The organism is Pantoea sp. B623, from assembly GCF_024814475.1.
GTDB classification, from domain to species: Bacteria; Pseudomonadota; Gammaproteobacteria; order Enterobacterales; family Enterobacteriaceae; genus Pantoea; species Pantoea ananatis.
The window spans coordinates 4,121,299-4,141,593 of sequence record NZ_JANUXM010000004.1 but is presented as its reverse complement, the minus strand read 5'-3'; the positions used below and the strand labels follow the sequence as shown (position 1 = coordinate 4,141,593).

Genomic DNA, 20,295 nt, shown 5'->3' with positions numbered 1-20,295 from the left:
GCTGCCTTTGAGAAGTGAGCAATCAATCACACCTTTCCGTTTTATGACTTATAGACCCGCAGCACAATGCATCCTTCGCTAATTTCTGCCGAGACCCGCGTGCCGGTATCAAATCCGGCTTCACGCAACCATTTGCCGCTGATATTCAGCGCAGGCGTGCTGGTGTCGCCAAAATTAGGTACGTAGCCGACTTTGTACCGGCGCTGAGTTTTTGAAATCGCGGAAGACGGTTTCTGAACAAGATTAAGCGTGGTAACAGACATTGAATAATCTCCCTTATTTGATGATGGTGTATTTACACAATGCGCCAGCCATGGCTGTAAAAAATTAAAAGCATATCTGTTAAAAATTTATGCTGGCTGTCTGGCCAGTAGCGTTTTTAGCGTCCCGTTATCTGCTTTTACAAAGCAGATAAAACATAGCGCCTAAAGTAGATGATAACAAGCCAGGTGCTGGAACCCGGCTCGCACAATTTGACTTATGCCGCTTTTATCAAGGATCATTCATCCGGGTTGCCGAAGCGTTAAAATGCACCATCTGGAGGTTTAGATTGACGGGCGCGGAATTAGGGAATGTCCATCGCAGTCAGGTAGCCATATTCAATCTTTGTTAAAGTCAATTGCTCATTCTGATTAAAAAACAGCTTCACAAAATTCGCACTATCACCAATGAGCTCAACGCGCTGATACTCTGTAAAAGTAAATTGATTTAAAATATACGACATTCTTTCACGGTGTGCTGCTGGAATAGGGTTTTTAGATATGACCTCCCCTGCAAAAGTCGGCTCTGTGTCTTTGGAGGGTTTAAAATTATGTTTTTTCAACTTTGCCTTCTGAGAAAAAGCAACGAGCGCATCATGCGCGCTGTTAAAATTGTCTGCCAGATTTTTCAAATGCGCAGCTAATTGATTAATTGACAGGGTGCGGTTATTTGAATGGTACGATAAACCAATTCCGCCAAGACTCGCCACAGCAGGGACGATACTTCGTCCAACGATGCTAAATAAACCTGCAGTTGAGGTCCAAAAGATTGCCAATAAGGTGGCTGAACTTAACGCAACGGCTCCCATTGAAGTGGTATTATAATGCTGTACAGGAATGCCGAGTATGCGATTGTTAATATGCTTTATCTCACCATTCGGCCGCCGCCCAGTAGCCTGCTCTGTGGGAGGATTTTTAAAACGACTGTTACTGTTATTTTTATAATCGTTCAACGCACTGGCAATAACACTGGTTTCCCTTTTAGAAAGACTGGCAATTTCCATCGGCTCAAGCGAACTCATCAGAATCAATGATTCTTTGAGAATTTCAGAGGGTAAAAAGCTGCCTGAAGTATCAGAATTTAAACTGGGATTCGTCGTGAGTCCCTCAATCACATGTATGCCTGGAAATGCCATAATAACCTCTTTTTAAGATGTAACAGTTCCTTTGATTAGCTTTCTTTATTTTGCTTGATATCCCAACCCATCTGCACAGAAGCGGCTTTCGTTCCCTGAGAAGCCTGTTCCCAGTATTCCAGCGCAACCTTGCTGGCTTGAAAGGAATACTGCATACCCAGCGTGGACGCGTGACCAATGCCGGTAAAGTCAGTCTGCGTAACCAGCACATCTTCAAGCGTGATGCGAGTATATTCCACTTCCTGCCCGCCTGCCTTGCAAACAGACAGCTGAATTTTTGGCAGATGTTTACCACTGGCACAATATTTCACTAACGCCGGTGTGGCCTTATCGATCAATGCCTCAACACTTAAATCGCGATAATTCACTTTTCCCGCACCGCCACCACCGCCAACGGACATATTACCTGGTTGCTGCGCGCCCCAGTTAAATGACAGAACATCTATCCATTTTTTATGGTTTGCATTTTGCGACTCACCTTCAATTCCATCTATTTTCAAAAAGATATCAATAGCCATTTTTCACCTTTATTTTAAGGGCGGATTAACTCAGCTCTCTTTATTTTGTTTAATATCCCAACCGGCTTTGCTTTCCGCCCCTTTGGTACCGCTGGCACTTTGTTCCCAGTAGCTGGTAGACACTTTGGATGCCTGAAAGGCGTAGTCCACCACAATGGTGTCACCTTGCCCTACTCCGTTAAAATCCGTTGCCGTAACCAGTACATCTTCCAGCACAATCTTCGTGTACTCAATTTGGTTGCCACCGGCTTTGCAAACCGACAGTTCTACCTTTGAAACATGCTTTCCGCTGGAGCAGTATTTAAGAATGGCAGCAGTGGATTTGTCGATTAACGCTTTAACACGCAGATCGTTGAAATTCACTTTTCCTGAGCCGCCACCGCCACCTACCGCCATATTACCGGGTTGCGAAGCCCCCCAGTTAAATGAGAGCACGTCGGTCCATCCTTTATGATTGCTGTCCTGTGATTCTCCAGTAGTCCCTTCAACTTTCAAATAAATATCAATCGCCATTAATTTTTTCCGATTACGCTGTGATAATGATGAAACGGGTGTTGCAATCCGTTATATTCGGCAGGTTCAGACAGAATTTAGAGCCATTTGCATTAAGAAACAGGCAGCAGCATATCAATGCTGTTGCATCGTGCTAACAGAAATAGTAACGCCTGAGAGTTTTCTCAGTAAATGTGAATATGTCAGGTAACCAGAATACAGTTAACCTTGAAGGCCTTTATACATTAATAAAATTAACACAACTTCATGTCAATTTATTTACAACTAACAATGTATTATTGAGATAAATCTGAAAGCTGATGTTTTCAGCGGCTGATAGTTTCAGAGGTTAATAACGCTAAACATCTCGCTGCACTGGCCAGCAATATTATCGGCGGGGAATGTGAGAAATATTACAGTAGAAGAGGCATTATTATTTTAGTAAAAACCCCACGCAGCGAGGACTGTGTGGGGTTATTAATCTGGCAAGATCAAGCAGGCTTAACGCCAGCCCAGCTCCGGCGCCACGTACTTCAGAATCGATTCAATGACGTGTGCGTTGTAGTCCACGCCCAACTGATTCGGTACAGTGAGCAGCAGTGTATCCGCTTCAGCAATCGCCTCATCCTCTGCCAACAGTTTGATCAGTTTTTCCGGCTCGGCGGCATAGCTGCGACCAAAGATGGCGCGGGTTTTCTCATCCAGAAAACCGACTGAATCCTGATCCTGTCCACTGCGGCCAAAGTAAGCCCGATCCATATCGTTCACCAGCGCAAAAATACTGCGACTGACGGAAACCCGTGGCTTACGCGAGTGCCCCGCCGCTTTCCATGCTTCACGGTAGGCGCGGATCTGTTTTGCCTGCTGGATGTGGAACGGCTCGCCGGTTTCATCATCTTTGAGCGTCGAGCTTTGCAGGTTCATGCCCATCTTCGCCGCCCATACTGACGTGGCGTTGGAGCCCGAACCCCACCAGATGCGATCGCGCAGGCCTTCAGACAGCGGCTCAAGACGCAGCAGGCCCGGTGGATTCGGGAACATCGGCTGTGGATTCGGTTTGGCAAAACCTTCGCCACGCAGCGCATCCAGGAAAACTTCTGTGTGGCGACGGCCCATGTCCGCATCCGTCTCGCCTTCCTGCGGCGCATAACCAAAGTACCGCCAGCCCTCAATCACCTGCTCTGGCGAGCCGCGGCTCAGGCCCAACTGCAGGCGACCGTTGGAAATCAGATCGGCAGCGCTGGCATCCTCCACCATATAGAGCGGATTTTCATAGCGCATATCGATAACGCCAGTACCTATTTCAATTTTTTTGGTGCGAGCGCCGACCGCTGCCAGCAGTGGAAACGGCGAGCTAAGTTGGCGGGCGAAGTGATGCACACGGAAATAGGCACCATCGGCCCCGAGTTCTTCTGCCGCTACCGCTAAATCTATAGACTGCAGCAACACGTCCTGAGCAGAACGCGTGGCGGACTGCGATGATGGCGTCCAGTGGCCGAATGAGAGAAAACCAATCTTTTTCATCTGTTACGTCTCCTGACGAAAGAACAATGCTTTCGCGTGATAAACCTCAATGAAATAAGGTTACGCCAGCCGCGCCGTGACGGATAGTGAATATCCTTAAGCGCTACATTCAAGAATTTTGACATAGCTTGCGCTGACCTGACTGCGGTCAGTGCACTATTCTGTGTGGGTGCAGATTGTAATAATGCTTGCGGGCAGATTGGGTTTTAACGCATAACGTAAATCACTGCCCTGCATCTGGGCAGATGCGTTCAATGGAGGAAGAAGGGATGCGTATTTTGATTGTAGGTGCGGGGGCAACCGGCGGCTATTTTGGCGCACGGCTGATACAGGCCGGGCAGAATGTGACCTTCCTGGTCCGTGAAGGCCGTTTTAATCAGTTACAACAAACCGGCCTGGTGTTGCAAACCCGCTCAGGGCAGGAAACGCTTGAACCCCAGTTGGTCACCGCCGCCAGGCTTGACGCGCATTACGACTTAATCATCTTAACGGTTAAAAGTACCGGCCTGGCGCAGGCGATTCACGACATCCAGCCGGCTGTTGGGCCACAAACCCTGATCATGCCGATTCTGAATGGCATGCGGCATATTGACACCTTGCTCACCCACTTCGGTGCCGATCGGGTGATCGGTGGCTTGTGCAAAATCAACGCCACGTTGAACGATAAAGGCCATGTGGTGCAGTTGACGCCCTTACACCAGATCTATTACGGCGCACTGGATGGCAACAACGATGACCGACTGCAGCAGGTCGATGCCGCGCTACGTGGTAGTGCCGTGGAAACGTTTTTTTCCGACAATATTATCGGTGAGTTATGGGAAAAATGGCTGCTGTTAAGCACGCTCGGCGCGGTGTGTTGTCTGGCGCGGGGGAATACGCAACAGATACTGACCCAGGCCGGTGGCGAGATGCTGCTTCAGGGCATTTACAGTGAGGTGCTTCAGGTTATCTGCGCGGAGGGCTATCAGCCCCGCCCTGCCGTTACCGCAAAAATTTATGAATTGCTGAACGACCCGTCGACGCCTATGACCTCCTCCATGTATCGTGATTTGACCCAGGGTTTTGCTATTGAAGCCGATACGATCATTGGCGACCTGCTGCTACGAGCCAGTCGTCATGGTATGACTGTGCCACTGTTGAATGCGGTAAATGTTAACCTGCAAATCTATCAACAGAACCGTTAAACACGGATGTGATGGGAAAGCAGCCGCGCCGTCGCAGGGCGCGCGAGTAACGGAATTTTGTTACACTCGCTGCCTCATCTTTTGGAGGAATAATGACGTCCCGCTCTGTGACCCTTGATGATGTTGCCCAACTGGCTGGCGTTTCCTATCAAACGGTTTCTCGCGTGCTTAACCGCTCTGAGCAGGTTTCCCCCCGCACCCGTGAAAAAGTTGAAGCGGCGATGCAGCAGCTTAACTATGTGCCCAATCGGGTCGCACAGCAGCTGGCGGGAAAAGCGACCCGAACCTTAGGCCTTGCAACCAGTAACCTGGCCCTGATGGCCCCGGCGCAGATTGCTTCGGCCATTCAGCAGCGCGCCGCCAGCGCCGGTTATCACCTGGTGATCGCGATGGACAGTGAGGATAATGCGGAAGCGACAGTGAATGAACTGATGGCCCAGCGCGTGGATGCGGTGCTGATCAATATGCCGTTAGAGGCGGCCGAGGCGGAAAAAATCCGCGTGATGTGCGGTAAAAAGCCGGTACTGTTTCTGGATGCCGATCCCCATGCTCTCGTATCTCATTGCCAGTATTCAAACGAACAAGGGGCGCGTGCCGCCGTTGCACATCTGATTGCGCTCGGGCACCGGCAAATTGGCCTGCTGAATGGCCCGGTGCGCTCAGTGTCGGCTCGTCAGCGCGAAGCGGTCTGGCGTCAGGCGCTGGCAGAGCATCAGTTATCTCCCTGCTGCGTCCTGCGCGGCGACTGGAGCGCCAAATCCGGCTATCAGGCGATGCTGGCGCAACTCCCGAATGCCCTGCCCCAGGCGCTTTTAGTGGCGAATGATGAGATGGCGCTGGGCGCGATGCGGGCGCTACATCAGCACGGCGTGGCGATTCCGGGCGATATTTCTCTTGTCGGCTACGATGACACGGCAGAAAGCGCCTGGTACCAGCCGCCACTGACCACCATTCGCCAGGATCTTCAGCAGCTCGGCACCCACAGCGTGGATCAGGTGCTGGCCGAACTGCGGGGTGAAGCGGTGGCGTCACGTACCCTGGAGCCGATGCTGGTGATCAGAGAAACCACCGCAGCACCCGCCAGCCAAAACCTGGACTTATCGGATCTGGCGCGTCAACTCCAGCAGATTGCACGTAAGCTGACCCGCTAAGTCTTCACCGACGTCTCTCAGCCATAAAAAAAAGCCCGCCCAACCTGAAGGTTGCGCGGGCCGGTTATCAGCAGCGAAGGGTCGTTATTCGCGCACCCTTACGGCGCTTTGGTTTCACCCACGCCCATGGTCTTGAGCTTTTTAGACAGCTCACGGCGCTCTTTCGAGAGGTCGGCGTTTTTGATGATGTATTCATCCACGCGATCTTCATAGTCCGCACGCATGCTGGCGATGATTTCCTGTATCGCTTCCACGCTCATGCCGGGTTTAATGTATTCGCTCAGGTTGTCCAGCAGCAGAACACGCTTTTGGTTGTCACGAATTTTCTTCTCATTATCGACAATTTCACGCTGCAGTTTGTTCTTGCGGCGAAACGTACGGACAAACTCAAGTACGTCCTGAAATGATTGCTTGGCATTTTCCATGATGGCACCTTTCTTTAAGCCTGCTAAAGCAGGGAGAGAGTCAAAACGATCAGCTTAGCGGCTAGCCAGCCTTAAGGGCAATTCTCACAGCTAAATTCGGACTGGCTCTTATCTTAGCGCAAAAAAACCGGGTTCCGCATTAAGTCATTGTCTGAGGTGATTATTTACGCAGCGCCAGACGCAGTAATTCCGTCATGCGCTCCAGCTGCTTCGCCAGCTCCAGACTCAACCAGACATAGCCATAAATTGGCGTCTCCTCCAGACGGTCACTGCCGCTGGCGATCAACAGCTTAAGTTCATTGACGATTTCCGTTAACTCATGGTTGGCCGCGATGATGTCATAGGTTTCCCCTTTCACCGCCATCTCCGACAACGTTCGTAGCGCGTTTTCCGTCATCTGCTGGGTACGGCGCAGCGTCGGCGCATTCAGCATAATCAGATGGCTTTCCCGCGATGCCCACCAGGCATTAATTTGCATCTCAATGGTGTACACCATATTACGGTTTATGGTCTGAATCGCTTCAAATACCGATTTAGGAATACGCGTTTCTTTGCTGGACGGCTCCAGCAGCGCGCGCATTTTGATGACGCTGGAGAGCAACTTCCCAAAGGGCTTATTCAGTCGCGGCTTTTCCACCAGGTTAGCGGAAAAACCTGCATGATAGATTTTTGCCATCTCGCCCAGCGTATCCGAAAGCTGTATACGCCAGTGAATGTAGGCGCGCTGTGCCCAGACAGCGGTAAATATCAGCGCCAGCAGCGAGCCTAAAATCACATCGCCGCCACGCCACATGGCGACGGTGAAATCCCCCATTGGTGCGCCGACCACTACGCAGAGCGTGATGCCAATCAACAGCGCCATATAGGGATGCTTTCCCAGGGTCAGATAGCCGCTGATAAACATAATCAGCGCGCACCAGGCCAGCATGCCCGGTAGCGAAATCATCTCCAGCTTGAGCGCAATCAATCCCGAAATTGACCCGGCAATCGTGCCGCCAATGCGCTGAATGGCGCGGGGAAACACATTGCCCCACGTGGAAATCGGCCCCATCACCACCACCAGCGTAATCAGCGGCCAGGTGCCTTCGGGAATGCCGGTCATCCGCACAAACAAAAAGGCAAAAAGAAACGCCACCGCGATGCGCAAGCCGTGCACGCTACGGTAATGGCGATATAACCAGAATTCCAGATTAGAGATGGGCTTATCAGAGCGCAAGATAGCTGTCCGCGGGTAAAGAGGTGATTCTACGCGATGCGCCGTGTGAGTCCTGGCGCGCCGTCAATATTTTAGTCAATACGTGACACATTGGGCCATTATCACCAACCTGTGGCGGTAAATCAGCAAAATAAACCGTCCAGGTGGCAATAGTGTCCTGCGATGCGTGCCCTCGCGGCACCTGCCCGGCAGGCAGGTGCGCGTGGCCTGAGATTAAAACTTACGTTTCAGATAGTCGGAGAGGCGGCTAAACATGCCGGCTTCGTTAACGGCACTGAGCGCCACCAGCGGATAACTGGCAATCTGCTTGTCTTTATCCATGACCTGAATCTCACCAATGTTCTCATTGGCTTTCAGCGGTGCTTCCAGATCGCTACGGTTAATCACGTATTTAGCTTTCACATTCGGAATTTCACTGCGCGGGAGCGACAGGTAAACATCATTTGCCGTGCCCACCTCAACCTGATGCGGATTGCCGTACCACACGTGTTCGCTGCCGATCTTCTTGCCCGCATGGAACAGTTGGACCGTGTCGAACGTATTCTGGCCCCAGACCAGCAGTTTACGCGCCTGCTCTTCGCGCCCTTTCGCGCTTTTACCGCCCATCACCACGGCAATCAGGCGATGCTGACCGACCACATTTGAGGCGATGATATTAAATCCTGCGGTTTCGGTATGACCTGTTTTCAGACCATCCACGTGAAGACTGTTATCCCACAGCAGACCATTGCGGTTGTTCTGAGTGATGCCATTCCAGGTCAGGGTTTTCTCACGGTACATGGCATAGAAATCCGGCTCGCCGTCGATGATGGCGCGAGACAGCTTTGCCATGTCCAGCGCACTGGAGAACTGTCCTGGCGCATCCAGACCGTGGACGGTTTCGAAATGGGTATTGGTCAGGCCCAGTTTCTCTACGTAATGATTCATCAACTTCACAAAGTTGTCCTGGCTGCCCGCGACATAATCGGCCAGCGCCACGCAGGCATCGTTACCCGAATCGATAATGACACCGCGGCTTAAGTCGCGCACGCTCAGCTTATCGCCCGGTTTCAGGAACATGAGCGATGAACCTTTAAAGACCGGATTGCCTGCGGCCCAGGCGTCTTTCCCCACGGTGACCATATCGTCGCGCGTAATTTTCTTTTGATCGATGGCGCGGTCAACGACATAGCCCGTCATTAACTTGGTCAGGCTGGCCGGATTGCGGCGTTCGTCGGGATTGCCCGCCGTAAGCACCTGCCCCGTGGTGGCATCCATTAGCACCCATGATGCGGCATCGATCGCCGGTGGCGTCACGGGAAACGGCATATCGTCGGCCTGTGCCAGCGAAGCCCAAAAAACAGTTACGGTAATTAACAGACGCCTTTTCAACACTTCATCCTTAGTTGCACAAATAAAACAGACGGGAACAGCCGGACGTTTTACGGCAAAAGCCTTAATAAGGTTTAATTAAATTGAAAAAAAATATGAACTGCCGGGTGCCACCACGCAGCTTTGGTCAGTACGGTTGTGCTGGCGAGCGCAGAAGACTATCCTGAACGTTGATTTTTTTGCAGACAGGACAGCGACGTGCCCGCCTCTGAATTCACTTTCTTATTCCATGATTACGAAACCTTCGGCACCAGTCCGTCACGGGATCGTCCGGCGCAGTTTGCCGGGTTACGTACCGACAGCAACTTTAATCCGGTTGGCGAGCCAGAGGTGTTTTACTGCCGTCCGCCGGACGACTATCTGCCCCAGCCTGAAGCGGTAATGATTACCGGTATTACGCCGCAAATTGCCGCCTCGCGGGGCGTCAGCGAGGCCGAGTTTGCCGCCCGCATTCATGCCCTGTTCACCACAGAGCAAACCTGCGTGGTGGGCTATAACAACGTCCGTTTCGACGATGAAGTGACACGCAATATTTTCTACCGCAACTTCTACGATCCCTACGGTTGGAGCTGGCAAAACGGTAATTCGCGCTGGGATTTACTGGACGTGATGCGTGCCTGCTATGCGCTGCGGCCCGAAGGCATCAACTGGCCCGAAAATGAAGACGGCTTTCCCAGCTTCCGGCTGGAGCACCTGACCAAAGCCAACGGCGTAGCCCATGAAAACGCCCACGATGCGATGTCGGATGTCTATGCCACACTGGCGATGGCGAAACTGGTGAAAGAGAAACAGCCTAAGCTGTTCGAGTTTTTATTTACGCATCGCAACAAAAACAAACTCATGACCCTGATCGATATTCCACAGATGAAGCCGCTGGTGCACGTTTCCGGGATGTTTGGCGCCGCACGCGGCAATACCAGTTGGGTGGTGCCGCTTGCCTGGCATCCGGATAACCGCAATGCGCTAATCGTGGTCGACCTGGCCGGCGATATGACGCCGCTTTTAACACTGGATGCCGACAGCCTGCGCGAACGTCTCTACACGCGCAAAAGCGAGTTGGGCGATCAATCAGCCATCCCCGTTAAGCTGGTGCACATCAATAAGTGCCCGGTGCTGGCTCCGGCGAATACCCTGCGGCCTGAAGATGCCGGGCGGTTGGGCATCGATCGCAAGTCTTGTCTGGATAATCTGGCGACGCTGCGTCAGCATCCTGAAATACGTGAAAAGCTGGTGGCGATATTTGCCGATGCGGAACCCTTTACGCCGTCGGATGATGTGGATACCCAGCTCTACGATGGCTTCTTTAGCGATGCCGATCGGGCGGGCATGAACATTATTCGCCAGACGGCGCCGGCTAACCTGCCCGCGCTGGATCTGACGTTTGACAGTCCGCGCGTGGCGAAGCTGCTGTTTCGTTATCGGGCGCGGAACTTCCCCGGCACCCTGGATGATGCTGAACAACAGCGCTGGCTGCAGCACCGTCGCGAAGTACTGAATCCGGATAAGGTGCAGTCGTTTTTGATGGAGCTGGAATCGCTGGCCAGCCTGCATGAAAGCGATCAGGAAAAGCTGGCCCAGTTAAAAGCGCTGTATCTGTATGCGCAGGAACTGGTGTCCTGACGCTCAGACTGGCCGGGAAACGCGAATCGCCTTTCCCGGCCAACATATCAAATCACAAACCACAGCGCCCACGTCAGAACAAAACCGGTCATCCCCATCAGGGTTGTCAGTACCGTCCAGGTTTTTAATCCATCCGCTACCGACAGGCCCAGATAGCGCGTCACCACCCAGAAGCCCGCATCGTTGACATGAGACAGCCCTAGCCCGCCGAAGCACACTGCCAGCGTGACCAGAACACGGTGCATATCATCAATGCCGGTCACGGCCTGCGTCAGTAGTCCGCTGGTGGTAAGAATCGCGACGGTAGCCGACCCCTGCGAGGCGCGCAGCGCCAGCGACAGAATAAAGGCCGCGGGGATTAATGGCAGGTGCAGCGTTTCCAGCGCTAGCGCCAGCGCTTTACCGACGCCGGACTCCACCAGCACCTTCCCAAAGGCCCCACCCGCGCCCGCCACCAGAATCACGCTCGCCGATCCCGGGATGGCCCGGCCGGTCAGATCTTCCAGCTTATCTTTGCTCCAGCCACGGCGGATGCCCAGTAGCCAGGCGGCCAGGCCCAACGCAATCAGCAGCGCTATGGGCGGTGTGCCAATCACCGTCATGATTTTACCTGGCAGGCTGTCCTGCGCCAGCAGCGAGTGAGACAGCGTACCTAATACAATCAGCACAATTGGCACCACGATCAAACCGCTGATGGTCAGCGCACCCGGCGGTGCAGGTTCATTTTTCTTCTGCGCGCCTTCCGGCTTCGCCATCTGCAACTGCTCCAGCACCTCGACCGACAGATGATACTGGCGACGGTTCATCACCTTTGCGACGTAATAACCTAAAATGCCGACCGGCACCGAGACCAGAATCCCCAACATCATCAGCCAGCCCATATCGGTGTGCAAAATGGCCGCAGCGGCCGCGGCACCCGGATGGGTGGGCAGCGCCACGTGTACCGTTAACATCACACCGGCCATTGGCAGGCCAAACTTCAGGGGAGAAACCCGCGCCACTTTGGTAAAGCCGTAGATCAGCGGGATAACAATGATAAAACCCACTTCAAAAAACACCGGGATGCCCAGAATAAAGGCGGCCATGGTCAGTGCAGCGACAGTGCGTTTCAGGCCCAGCGTTTTGCTGAAGCGCTGCGCCAGCGACTCGGCGCCGCCCGAGGCTTCGATAATCGCCCCGAGCATGGCTCCCAGCACGATAATGATGGTGATGTGCCCCAGCAGTCCCCCCATACCGCTGATGATGGTTTCCATGATTTTTTCAGCCGGAATACCGGTGGCGATCGCCACCAGCAGGCTGACAATCAACAGGGCGACAAAGGGATGGACTTTGGCTTTAATGACCAGCAACAGCAAAATCACAATGCTGGCGGTCGCAATGGCTAACAGCAACGCAGTCGTCATAGTAAACCTCTGGAATAGTTATCTTTTTTAGCGTTTTTTGGCTACAGCTCTACCTGGTGCTGGTCCGTTTTAAAGACGACCAGAACTGCACCGCTGCCGCAGCACCGGTGTGATTTTTTAACCTTAACTCAGCGGTGTTTCGCCCAGGGCGCCAGCCAGCTCAGCCCTTCCACGGTGTCCCCGCGCGGGAAATATTCGCAGCCGATCCAGCCCTCGTAACCCACCTCATCAAGCAGGCTGAACAGCCAGGGATAGTTGATCTCGCCCTCGTCAGGTTCATGACGACTGGGCGCGGCGGCGATTTGCACATGCTGATAACGCCCGGCGTAGTGGCGAATGAGGTGGCTGAGATTGCCGTCCACCATCTGGGCATGGAACAGATCCAGTTGGGTAAAGACGTTGGGACGATCGATGAGCTCAACCATCTCCAGCGTCTGATACTGGCTGGCATAGAGATAATGGGGTTTGGTGGTGGGATTTAGCGCTTCGATTAACAACCGGATGTTGTGTGGGCCGAAGCGTTCTGCCGCATAACGCATATTACCGATGAACGTCTCAACATACTGCTGGCGATCGGCACCGGAAGGGACGGTTGCCGCCATGATGTGCACCTGTGGGCAATCCAGCGCCAGCGCGTAGTCCAGTGCCCTGTCGATATCGGCTCTTGCCTCCGCTTCCCGGCCGGGAATGGCTGAAACCCCCCATTCCCCCGCAGCCACGTTGCCCGGTGCGGTATTGAACAGCACCAGTTTAAGCCCGTTGTCATCGAGCAGCGTTTTCAGTTGCTCAGCCGGATAGTCGTAAGGAAACAGAAATTCAACCGCGTCAAAGCCCGCCTGTGCAGCGGCGGCAAAGCGCTGCAGAAAGGGCACCTCATTGAACTGGGTAGATAAGTTAGCTGCAAACGTTGGCATTATCGGCTCCTGAGTTCGGCGACTTCGTCGGCGGTAAGATAGCGAATGGCCCGGTCGCCCAGGGTAAACATCAGGCGTGCGGTTTCTTCCAACTCTTCGGTATTGTCCGCGGCTTCCTGCAGGGATTTGCCCACCACCACCGGACCATGGTTCGCCAGCAGGAAAGCACGGTAGCGCGGCGCCAGAAGAGCCAGATCTTCCGCCAGTCGCGCGTCGCCGGGTTTATAGTAGGGCACCACCGGCACATCGCCCACCCGCATTACCACGTAGGGCGTAAACGGGCGGATGCAGTTCTGGCTGTCCAGATTTAGCAGGCATGAGAGCGCGGTCAGGTAGTGACTGTGCAGGTGAACCACCGCCCGGCAGTCGGGGTTATTCAGGTAGAGCGCGCGGTGAAAGGCGATCTCTTTTGAGGGTTTATCCCCGGCTATCCACTCCCCCTGTAACGTCACTTTAGACAGGCGCTGGGCATCCAGTTCGCCCAGGCAGGAGCCGGTGGGCGTCGCCAGCAGGGTGCCATCGTCCAGCAGCAGCGACAGATTACCGGCCGATCCGGTGGCATAACCGCGCTGGAAGAAAGATGCGCCCAGCCTGACCATCTCTTCACGGGCCTGTTGTTCAGTCATGGGAAAACTCCGTTTGTGCGCGGCGGAAAAACTGTTCATCACCAAAATTGCCTGACTTCAGCGCGAGTGACAACGGCTGCCCGATATCTCTCACCCAGGGCACGCCGGGCGAAATCACCGGACCAATATGGAATGCAGTCACGCCCAGGCTTTGGGCGACCACGCCAGAGGTTTCGCCGCCTGCGACGATAAAGCGCTGCCAGCCACGGGACTTCAGCGTGCGAGCTATCTGGGCAAACAGCTGCTCCACCGCCTCACTGCTGCGCTGTGCGCCATAGTGCTGTTGAATCGACTGCAGCTGTTGCGCATCCGCGGTGGCATAGAGCATGGGTGCGAGGGGCTCATCAGCATGCTCTGCGACCCAGTCGCATAACGCCTCGGCGTACTTTTCGTCGCTGAGGCAGCGCGACACGCTGATCTCCTGGGCGGATGCCTGCTGGCGATAGGCATTGACCTGGCGGTTGGTCATTTGTGAGCAGGAGCCCGAGAGCACTACCGCCCGTTGGCCCTGTGGGTAACCCGCGCGCTGTGCTTGCGGGTCATCGCGGTGGGTCGTTGACCACTGGCGCGCCAGGCCAATCGCCAGCCCGGAGCCGCCCGTGACCAGCCGCATCGAGGTGAGTGCTTCGCCCTGGTTCAGCAGATGTTGCTCAGTAAGCGTATCAAGCACCGCGTAATTCACCCCCTGAGCACGCAGCTGCTCAAGTTGCCGTGATATCGCGCCTGCGCCCTGCTCTATCGTGGTCGCAGAGATGAGCCCGGCTTTTCCCGTGCTCTGGCTCTCCATCAGCCGTAGCAGGTTACTGTCGGTCATTGGCGTGACCGGATGATGGCGCATGCCGGAATCCGACAGCAGCTGTTCACCCACAAACAGATAACCCTGATAAACGGTGCGCCCGTTCACCGGCAACGCCGGGCAGATCACCGTCAGCGTCTCATCCAGTGCGGCCATGAGCGCATCCGTCACCGGACCGATATTGCCCTCGGAGGTGCTGTCGAACGTGGAGCAGTATTTAAAATAAAAGCGCTCACAACCTTGCGCCTGCAGCCAGCGCAGCGCGTCAAGCGACTGGCTGACGGCCTGCGCGGGCGGGCAGGATCGCGATTTCAGGCTGACCACAATGGCCTGAGCATCCGGCACAGCGGCCTGTTTCGGGATGCCGTTAAACTGAAGGGTAGAAAGCCCGTTCTGTACCAGAAAGCTGGCAATGTCGGTTGCGCCGGTAAAATCGTCGGCAATGACCCCTAACCGCATCAGATTTCCCCCTCGCGTTGAGGCAGCGTAATGCCGCTGAAGATTTTAATGACCGCACTGTCATCCTCACGGCCATAACCGGCATTGCTGGCCTCGGTGAACATATTCAGTGCGGTGGAGGCCAGCGGCAGCGGGAAATGCAGGGCTTTCGCCGTCTCGGCGACCAGGTTGAGATCTTTGACAAAGATATCTACCGCGGATGTCGGTCGGTAGTCGCCATCGACGACATGGCGCATACGGTTTTCGAACATCCACGAGTTGCCGGCCGCATTGGTCACCACCTCATACATCGTCTCCAGCGGGATCCCGGCGCGGGCGGCCAGCGCCATGGCTTCGGCCCCGACGGCAATGTGCACGCCAGCCAGCAGCTGATGAATAATCTTGACCGTCGATCCCTGACCGATTTCCGTGCCGACGCGATAAACCTTCGCGGCCACCGCATCCAGTACCGGTTGCAGGGCAGCAAACGCCTCGTCGCTGCCGGACGCCATCACGGTCATCTCGCCGCTGGCGGCTTTGGCCGCCCCGCCGGATACCGGTGCATCCAGCATCAGGAGGTGATAGTCCGCCAGTTTTGCGGCGATCTGCTGTGCATCCTGCGCGGACAAGGTGGAAGAAACCATTACCGCCGTGCCTGGCTTCAGCCTGGCGGCCAGCCCCTGCTCGCCAAACAGGATCGTGTTAACCTGTTTGGCATTCACCACGAGCAGCAGCACAGCATCAAGCTGGCTGGCAAAGGCATGCGCCGACGTCTGAGCATCGCGCGCGCCCGCCTGACGCAGCGCATCCAGCGCCTGCGGATTCAGATCCACGCCCCAGGTTGACAGCCCGGCACGAATGCAGGACTGCGCGGCGCCCATTCCCATTGAGCCTAAGCCTATGACACAAATATGTGAAACTGGCATCGCTGGCCTCCATTGTTAATTTAAGTGAATTTTTGATTTCTGTTGTTAATAGTGCCAATAAACGACGCACAAAAACGTGTTCTTATTCACATAAATTAACTCAAAGAGGCCACTGTAAAACATTTTTTCACATCACTCACCGCTTGCTATTCCCCCACCTGGGCAGTGAATGCGCGGTTTTTCAGGAAAAATAGAGTCAAAATTTCCATGTTTCTTCACATGACGATGCTCTACAATGTGAAAAAATGATAAAACGAGGTGGTTATGATTCCGGTTGAGCGTCATCAACAGATTCTGGCTCTGGTGGCAGAGCGCGGCGTAATGAGCATTAACGAGCTTACGGAGCGTTTTGGCGTGTCACATATGACCATTCGCCGGGATGTGCAAAAGCTGGAAGAACAGGGCGCGGTACTCTCGGTGTCGGGCGGTGTTCGTTCCGCTAACAGGCTGGCGAGCGAACCCTCACATCTGACCAAAACGGCCCTGTTCAATGAAGAAAAAAAAGCCATTGGCAAGTTAGCCGCTCAGCTTATTCCGCCTGACAGCTGCATCTATCTGGATGCCGGCACCACCACGCTGGCGCTGGCGCGGGAAATTGCCGATCGGGAGGATCTGCTGGTCGTCACTAATGATTTTATGGTGACCAATCTGCTGATGGAGGCGAGTCGTTGTCGGGTGATTCACACCGGCGGTACGGTGTGCCGGGATAACCGCTCCTGCATTGGCGATGCGGCGGCACGCCACCTGCGTCAACTTGCGATAGATATCGCTTTTGTGTCCACCTCAAGCTGGGGGCTGCGCGGATTGTTTACGCCGGATGAAGACAAGGTGGCGGTTAAACAGGCCGTGTGCGAGGTCAGCAGCAAACGCATCCTGCTCAGCGACAGCTCTAAGTACGATAAAATCGCGACGTGGCTGGCCTTACCATTGGAGAAGTTTGATGTGATCGTGACGGATGATCAATTGAATACCGCAGGACGAAATGCGTTACAGGCAGGAAGTTGGGAACTGATGATGGCCGGAAAAAACGAATAAGAACAGCCCTGCTCTGTCCCGTTATTGGGCACAGAGCAGGACCAGGGGGATTACACTTCTTCGCTAAACTGGGGAACCGGATTGCGGAAACTGCGGGTCACAAAGGCCAGGTAGAGAATACCAATGGCGGCCCAGATCAAGCCCAGAACCATCGAGCTCTGCTCCAGGTTAACCCACAGCGCACCAACGGTCAGCGCGCCCAGCATCGGCAGAACCAGATACTGGAAGTGATCTTTCAGGGTTTTGTTACGTTTTTCACGTACCCAGTACTGCGCAATCACCGACAGGTTAACGAAGGTAAACGCCACCAGCGCACCAAAGTTAATCAGCGCAGTCGCGGTAACCAGATCGAAGTTGATGGCCATCAGCGCGACGGCACCGACCAGAATCACGTTCAGTGACGGCGTGCGCCATTTCGGATGGATATAGCCGAAGAAACGCTCCGGGAATACGCCATCACGGCCCATTACGTACATCAGACGCGATACGCCCGCGTGCGCCGCCATGCCGGAAGCCAGTACGGTGACCACGGAGAAGATCAGGATACCGACCTGCAACGCTTTGCCCGCGACGTAGAGCATGATCTCCGGCTGTGAGGAGTCCGGCTCTTTAAAGCGCGAGATGTCTGGGAAGTACAGCTGCAGGAAGTAGGAGGCCACGATAAACATCAGGCCACCAATCAGCGCGGTCAGGAAAATCGCACGCGGAATGGTACGTTCTGCATCTTTCGTTTCTTCCGACAGCGAACTGATGCCGTCAAAACCCAGGAAAGAGAAACACAGGATGGTCGCTCCCGTAATCATCGGCACCACGTGGGCGTTTTCCGACCAGAACGGTTTGCTGCTTACCACTGTTCCTGCACCTTCACCGTGCGCCACACCGTAGATCACCATGGCAGTAATACCGACCATCACCACAACCTGCAGGATCACGATCACGCTGTTGAAGTTGGCGACGGTTTTGATTCCCTTAAGGTTGGAGAGCGTCATAAAGCCCACCAGCAGCACCACGAAAATCCACGAGGGGATACCTGGTACCAGGGTTTCAAAATAGTTTTTTGCCAGCAGGATGTTGATCATCGGCATGAACAGGTAGTCCAGCAGCGATGACCAGCCCACCATAAAACCGACGTGCGGACTGATTGCCTTTTGAGCGTAGGTATAAGCGGAGCCCGCAGATGGGAAGCGGCGTACCAGCTTACCGTAACTCACGGCAGTGAACAGAATCGCAATCAGGGCGAAAGCATAGGCGGTGGCAACGTGACCATCGGTCAGGCCCGACACAATACCAAAGGTATCGAACAGGGTCATAGGCTGCATGTAGGCTAAGCCCATCATGACGACCGGAAGTAAAGTCAGCGTTTTTTTCAGTTGGGCACGTTGTGGTGCAGCAGAGGTATTAAGCGACATGCTTCAGTCCTCCTTGCGCAGCAACCTGACTGGGTTGATTCACAAGGATACTGCGCATTAAGCGACAGGGAGTAAGGTTTGCGGCAGCGGCGCCGTAGTCATCACGAAAACGTGTACCAGCCTGCGCTGGCAGTGTGTTAAACAACCCCATCTTTACATCCTCAATCTCACGCGGGTGCGTGTTTTCAGTGTTTATCTATCCGGGTACGCGCCCGGCCTCGTTTGTGTCAGTGAAAATTCACTCTGTTGTAACATGCAAAAAAATAACCGACGCGGTGAGCGTCGGTTATGTTCTGAATTTGCAGGAGGCGTATTTTGCCCCAACCCAACGCATTATTTCAAGACGTTGTCGCAGAGAATGCAAAAAATTAATCAGGCATTCTTTAACATCCAGTCGATTTCTGTGGCAGTGATTAACCTTTCAAACTGCATTAGCTCATAATTTTTACAGCTAAACCACACTTTGGCAAATTTCTCACCCAGTAATTTTTGTAAAGGATAGCTGCTTTCAAACTCGGTAAGGGCATCACTTTGACGGATGGGTAACGCTAACCCTTCCGCCTCGTGACCATTGCCTTTAACCGGCTGCGGCAAAGGCAGTTGCGTATCCAGACCGTGCAACATGCCAGCTAAAATCGCGGACATCACCAGATAGGGGTTAGCATCCGCTCCCGCCACTCGATACTCGATTCGGCGGCTTTCAAGATCCCCACAGGGAATGCGCAACGCCACCGTGCGGTTGTTATGGCCCCACGAGGCCTGCAACGGCACGTACGCCTCCGGGACAAAACGGCGGAAGGCATTGACGTTAGGGGCCAGCAACGCCATGGAGGCCGGCATTAAATCGATCATACCGGCCAGGGTTCGCTTCAGCAGCGGAGAGTCGCTGCCGTCGTCGCAGGCAAAGGCGTTGTGATCGGCCGCGTCCAGCATACTGATGTGTACGTGCATCCCACTGCCCGCATAGTCTTCATAGGGCTTCGCCATAAAGGTAGCGGTCATACCGTGATTCTCAGCCACCTGCCGGATAAGGCGCTTAAGCTGAATGGCATGATCGCAGGCGCTCAGGACATCCCGGGTGTGATGCAGGTTAATTTCAAACTGCCCCGGTGACGCTTCCGCCAGCGCGCCGTCGGCAGGAATGCCCTGCAGGCGGGCCAGGGTATCGATATCCCGTAAGACTTCAGAGAAGTGATCAAGATTGTCCAGGGAATAGACCTGGCTCTGCATATTGCGATCGTCGCTGCCCGGTGCGCAGGGCGGCTGAATAAAACCTTCCGCGTCGCGCTTTTTATCGACCAGATAGAACTCCAGCTCTACCGCTACCACCGGAAACAGTCCACGGTTACGCAGCTGTTGCCACAGCCGGTTCAGGACATTTCGGGGTTCAACGTCAAAGGGAGTGCCATCTTGGTTGCACATGGTTAGCAGCAGTTGTGCAATGTGTTGCGGATCGGCGGCGGAGGGAACGAGCGTGCCGGGAACAGGAAGGCAAAGATTATCGGGCTCACCGAGGGATTGTCCCAGTCCGGCCTCTTCAACGGTGTTGCCAAGAATATCCATGGCAAAGACCGAGGCGGGAAAGTAGCAGCCCTTTTCCAGCTTAGCCAGCGCGGAGACGGGAATACGCTTACCGCGAAAAACACCATTTAAATCATTAAGTAAAATATCAACGTACTGGGTTTCAGGGTGGCGCTCCAGCCAGTTTTTAACCTCTTGCTGGAACGCGCTGGTTCGTCTCTCTTCACTGTGCAACGTGAAGTCTTCTACTTCTACCAGGTTAGTCATGATTTCATCCGCCTTTAACCACAAAATGGGAGTGCGTAATGCTCAAAAAAACCGCCACACCTC

At 54.1% G+C, this 20,295-nt stretch carries 19 protein-coding genes; 4 read left to right on the top strand and 15 right to left on the bottom strand.

Features of this window, described 5'->3' with window-relative positions:
- Window positions 1–41: 41 nt before the first annotated feature.
- The 5 genes from NXS97_RS21195 to NXS97_RS21175 form a co-directional block, all read right to left on the bottom strand.
- The gene (locus tag NXS97_RS21195) at window positions 42–263 is read right to left on the bottom strand and encodes a SymE family type I addiction module toxin (protein WP_116219918.1); all 222 of its coding nucleotides are present in this window, start codon (window positions 261–263) and stop codon (window positions 42–44) included.
- Between the two features lie 302 nt (window positions 264–565).
- Entirely contained in the window at window positions 566–1,396 is an 831-nt protein-coding gene (locus NXS97_RS21190; protein WP_013026324.1) for a hypothetical protein, read from the bottom strand.
- A 35-nt stretch (window positions 1,397–1,431) separates the two neighbouring features.
- A complete protein-coding gene (locus NXS97_RS21185; protein WP_013026325.1) occupies window positions 1,432–1,914 on the bottom strand; it encodes a type VI secretion system tube protein Hcp in 483 nt (160 codons plus the stop codon).
- Window positions 1,915–1,944: 30 nt separating this feature from the next.
- A complete protein-coding gene (locus tag NXS97_RS21180) occupies window positions 1,945–2,427 on the bottom strand; it encodes a type VI secretion system tube protein Hcp (protein ID WP_013026326.1) in 483 nt (160 codons plus the stop codon).
- Between the two features lie 480 nt (window positions 2,428–2,907).
- A complete protein-coding gene (locus NXS97_RS21175; RefSeq protein WP_014594042.1) occupies window positions 2,908–3,930 on the bottom strand; it encodes an LLM class flavin-dependent oxidoreductase in 1,023 nt (340 codons plus the stop codon).
- Between the two features lie 269 nt (window positions 3,931–4,199).
- On the opposite strand from NXS97_RS21175, the gene NXS97_RS21170 reads away from it, so the two are divergent.
- The gene (locus tag NXS97_RS21170; protein WP_072136934.1) at window positions 4,200–5,114 is read left to right on the top strand and encodes a ketopantoate reductase family protein; all 915 of its coding nucleotides are present in this window, start codon (window positions 4,200–4,202) and stop codon (window positions 5,112–5,114) included.
- Between the two features lie 92 nt (window positions 5,115–5,206).
- A complete protein-coding gene (locus tag NXS97_RS21165; RefSeq protein ID WP_014594044.1) occupies window positions 5,207–6,265 on the top strand; it encodes a LacI family DNA-binding transcriptional regulator in 1,059 nt (352 codons plus the stop codon).
- A gap of 98 nt (window positions 6,266–6,363) precedes the next feature.
- Here NXS97_RS21165 and tmaR read toward each other — a convergent pair whose 3' ends face one another.
- The 3 genes from tmaR to dacD all read right to left on the bottom strand — a co-directional run bounded on the left by tmaR (window position 6,364) and on the right by dacD (window position 9,277).
- Window positions 6,364–6,690 (bottom strand): PTS system regulator TmaR, encoded by a 327-nt coding sequence (gene tmaR, locus NXS97_RS21160; RefSeq protein ID WP_013026330.1) that lies wholly within the window; start codon window positions 6,688–6,690, stop codon window positions 6,364–6,366.
- Between the two features lie 160 nt (window positions 6,691–6,850).
- A complete protein-coding gene (locus NXS97_RS21155) occupies window positions 6,851–7,906 on the bottom strand; it encodes an FUSC family protein (RefSeq protein WP_181901425.1) in 1,056 nt (351 codons plus the stop codon).
- 213 nt (window positions 7,907–8,119) lie between these two features.
- Window positions 8,120–9,277, bottom strand: a complete 1,158-nt coding sequence (dacD, locus tag NXS97_RS21150; protein ID WP_014605477.1) for a serine-type D-Ala-D-Ala carboxypeptidase DacD — start codon at window positions 9,275–9,277, stop codon at window positions 8,120–8,122.
- A 198-nt stretch (window positions 9,278–9,475) separates the two neighbouring features.
- Here dacD and sbcB point away from each other — a divergent pair, with 198 nt between their 5' ends.
- Window positions 9,476–10,897, top strand: coding sequence for an exodeoxyribonuclease I (gene sbcB / locus NXS97_RS21145; RefSeq protein ID WP_029568970.1), 1,422 nt, complete (start codon window positions 9,476–9,478; stop codon window positions 10,895–10,897).
- Between the two features lie 47 nt (window positions 10,898–10,944).
- Here the strand turns inward: sbcB and NXS97_RS21140 are convergent, their stop codons facing one another.
- The 5 genes from NXS97_RS21140 to ltnD form a co-directional block, all read right to left on the bottom strand.
- Window positions 10,945–12,300, bottom strand: a complete 1,356-nt coding sequence (locus NXS97_RS21140; protein ID WP_014594048.1) for a GntP family transporter — start codon at window positions 12,298–12,300, stop codon at window positions 10,945–10,947.
- A gap of 128 nt (window positions 12,301–12,428) precedes the next feature.
- Entirely contained in the window at window positions 12,429–13,214 is a 786-nt protein-coding gene (locus NXS97_RS21135; RefSeq protein WP_019106506.1) for an HPr family phosphocarrier protein, read from the bottom strand.
- On the bottom strand, window positions 13,214–13,840 hold the full coding sequence (locus NXS97_RS21130) for an aldolase (RefSeq protein ID WP_259232795.1): 627 nt from the start codon (window positions 13,838–13,840) through the stop codon (window positions 13,214–13,216). Before NXS97_RS21130 ends, NXS97_RS21135 begins: the two co-directional genes overlap by 1 nt.
- On the bottom strand, window positions 13,833–15,095 hold the full coding sequence (otnK, locus tag NXS97_RS21125) for a 3-oxo-tetronate kinase (RefSeq protein ID WP_116219916.1): 1,263 nt from the start codon (window positions 15,093–15,095) through the stop codon (window positions 13,833–13,835). Before otnK ends, NXS97_RS21130 begins: the two co-directional genes overlap by 8 nt.
- Window positions 15,095–16,000 (bottom strand): L-threonate dehydrogenase, encoded by a 906-nt coding sequence (ltnD, locus tag NXS97_RS21120; protein ID WP_013026338.1) that lies wholly within the window; start codon window positions 15,998–16,000, stop codon window positions 15,095–15,097. The genes otnK and ltnD overlap by 1 nt, the downstream gene beginning before the upstream one ends.
- A gap of 264 nt (window positions 16,001–16,264) precedes the next feature.
- Here ltnD and ygbI point away from each other — a divergent pair, with 264 nt between their 5' ends.
- Complete coding sequence (gene ygbI, locus NXS97_RS21115) at window positions 16,265–17,035, top strand: DNA-binding transcriptional repressor YgbI (protein WP_022623379.1); 771 nt, start codon at window positions 16,265–16,267, stop codon at window positions 17,033–17,035.
- A 50-nt stretch (window positions 17,036–17,085) separates the two neighbouring features.
- On the opposite strand, the gene NXS97_RS21110 is transcribed toward ygbI, so the two are convergent.
- Window positions 17,086–18,444, bottom strand: coding sequence for an APC family permease (locus NXS97_RS21110; protein ID WP_013026340.1), 1,359 nt, complete (start codon window positions 18,442–18,444; stop codon window positions 17,086–17,088).
- A gap of 372 nt (window positions 18,445–18,816) precedes the next feature.
- Window positions 18,817–20,232, bottom strand: a complete 1,416-nt coding sequence (locus tag NXS97_RS21105; RefSeq protein WP_015699960.1) for a glutamine synthetase family protein — start codon at window positions 20,230–20,232, stop codon at window positions 18,817–18,819.
- Between the last annotated feature and the right edge of the window lie 63 nt (window positions 20,233–20,295).

Bases quoted from the DNA above. Each gene is read 5' to 3' on its own strand.
- NXS97_RS21105 (WP_015699960.1), bottom strand. From the start codon at position 20,232: ATGACTAACCTGGTAGAAGTAGAAGACTTCACGTTGCACAGTGAAGAG.
- NXS97_RS21170 (WP_072136934.1), top strand. From the start codon at position 4,200: ATGCGTATTTTGATTGTAGGTGCGGGGGCAACCGGCGGCTATTTTGGC.
- NXS97_RS21135 (WP_019106506.1), bottom strand. From the start codon at position 13,214: ATGCCAACGTTTGCAGCTAACTTATCTACCCAGTTCAATGAGGTGCCC.
- tmaR (WP_013026330.1), bottom strand. From the start codon at position 6,690: ATGGAAAATGCCAAGCAATCATTTCAGGACGTACTTGAGTTTGTCCGT.
- NXS97_RS21165 (WP_014594044.1), top strand. From the start codon at position 5,207: ATGACGTCCCGCTCTGTGACCCTTGATGATGTTGCCCAACTGGCTGGC.
- NXS97_RS21195 (WP_116219918.1), bottom strand. From the start codon at position 263: ATGTCTGTTACCACGCTTAATCTTGTTCAGAAACCGTCTTCCGCGATT.
- ygbI (WP_022623379.1), top strand. From the start codon at position 16,265: ATGATTCCGGTTGAGCGTCATCAACAGATTCTGGCTCTGGTGGCAGAG.
- NXS97_RS21185 (WP_013026325.1), bottom strand. From the start codon at position 1,914: ATGGCTATTGATATCTTTTTGAAAATAGATGGAATTGAAGGTGAGTCG.
- NXS97_RS21140 (WP_014594048.1), bottom strand. From the start codon at position 12,300: ATGACGACTGCGTTGCTGTTAGCCATTGCGACCGCCAGCATTGTGATT.
- NXS97_RS21180 (WP_013026326.1), bottom strand. From the start codon at position 2,427: ATGGCGATTGATATTTATTTGAAAGTTGAAGGGACTACTGGAGAATCA.
- ltnD (WP_013026338.1), bottom strand. From the start codon at position 16,000: ATGCCAGTTTCACATATTTGTGTCATAGGCTTAGGCTCAATGGGAATG.
- otnK (WP_116219916.1), bottom strand. From the start codon at position 15,095: ATGCGGTTAGGGGTCATTGCCGACGATTTTACCGGCGCAACCGACATT.
- NXS97_RS21190 (WP_013026324.1), bottom strand. From the start codon at position 1,396: ATGGCATTTCCAGGCATACATGTGATTGAGGGACTCACGACGAATCCC.
- NXS97_RS21175 (WP_014594042.1), bottom strand. From the start codon at position 3,930: ATGAAAAAGATTGGTTTTCTCTCATTCGGCCACTGGACGCCATCATCG.
- NXS97_RS21110 (WP_013026340.1), bottom strand. From the start codon at position 18,444: ATGTCGCTTAATACCTCTGCTGCACCACAACGTGCCCAACTGAAAAAA.
- NXS97_RS21130 (WP_259232795.1), bottom strand. From the start codon at position 13,840: ATGACTGAACAACAGGCCCGTGAAGAGATGGTCAGGCTGGGCGCATCT.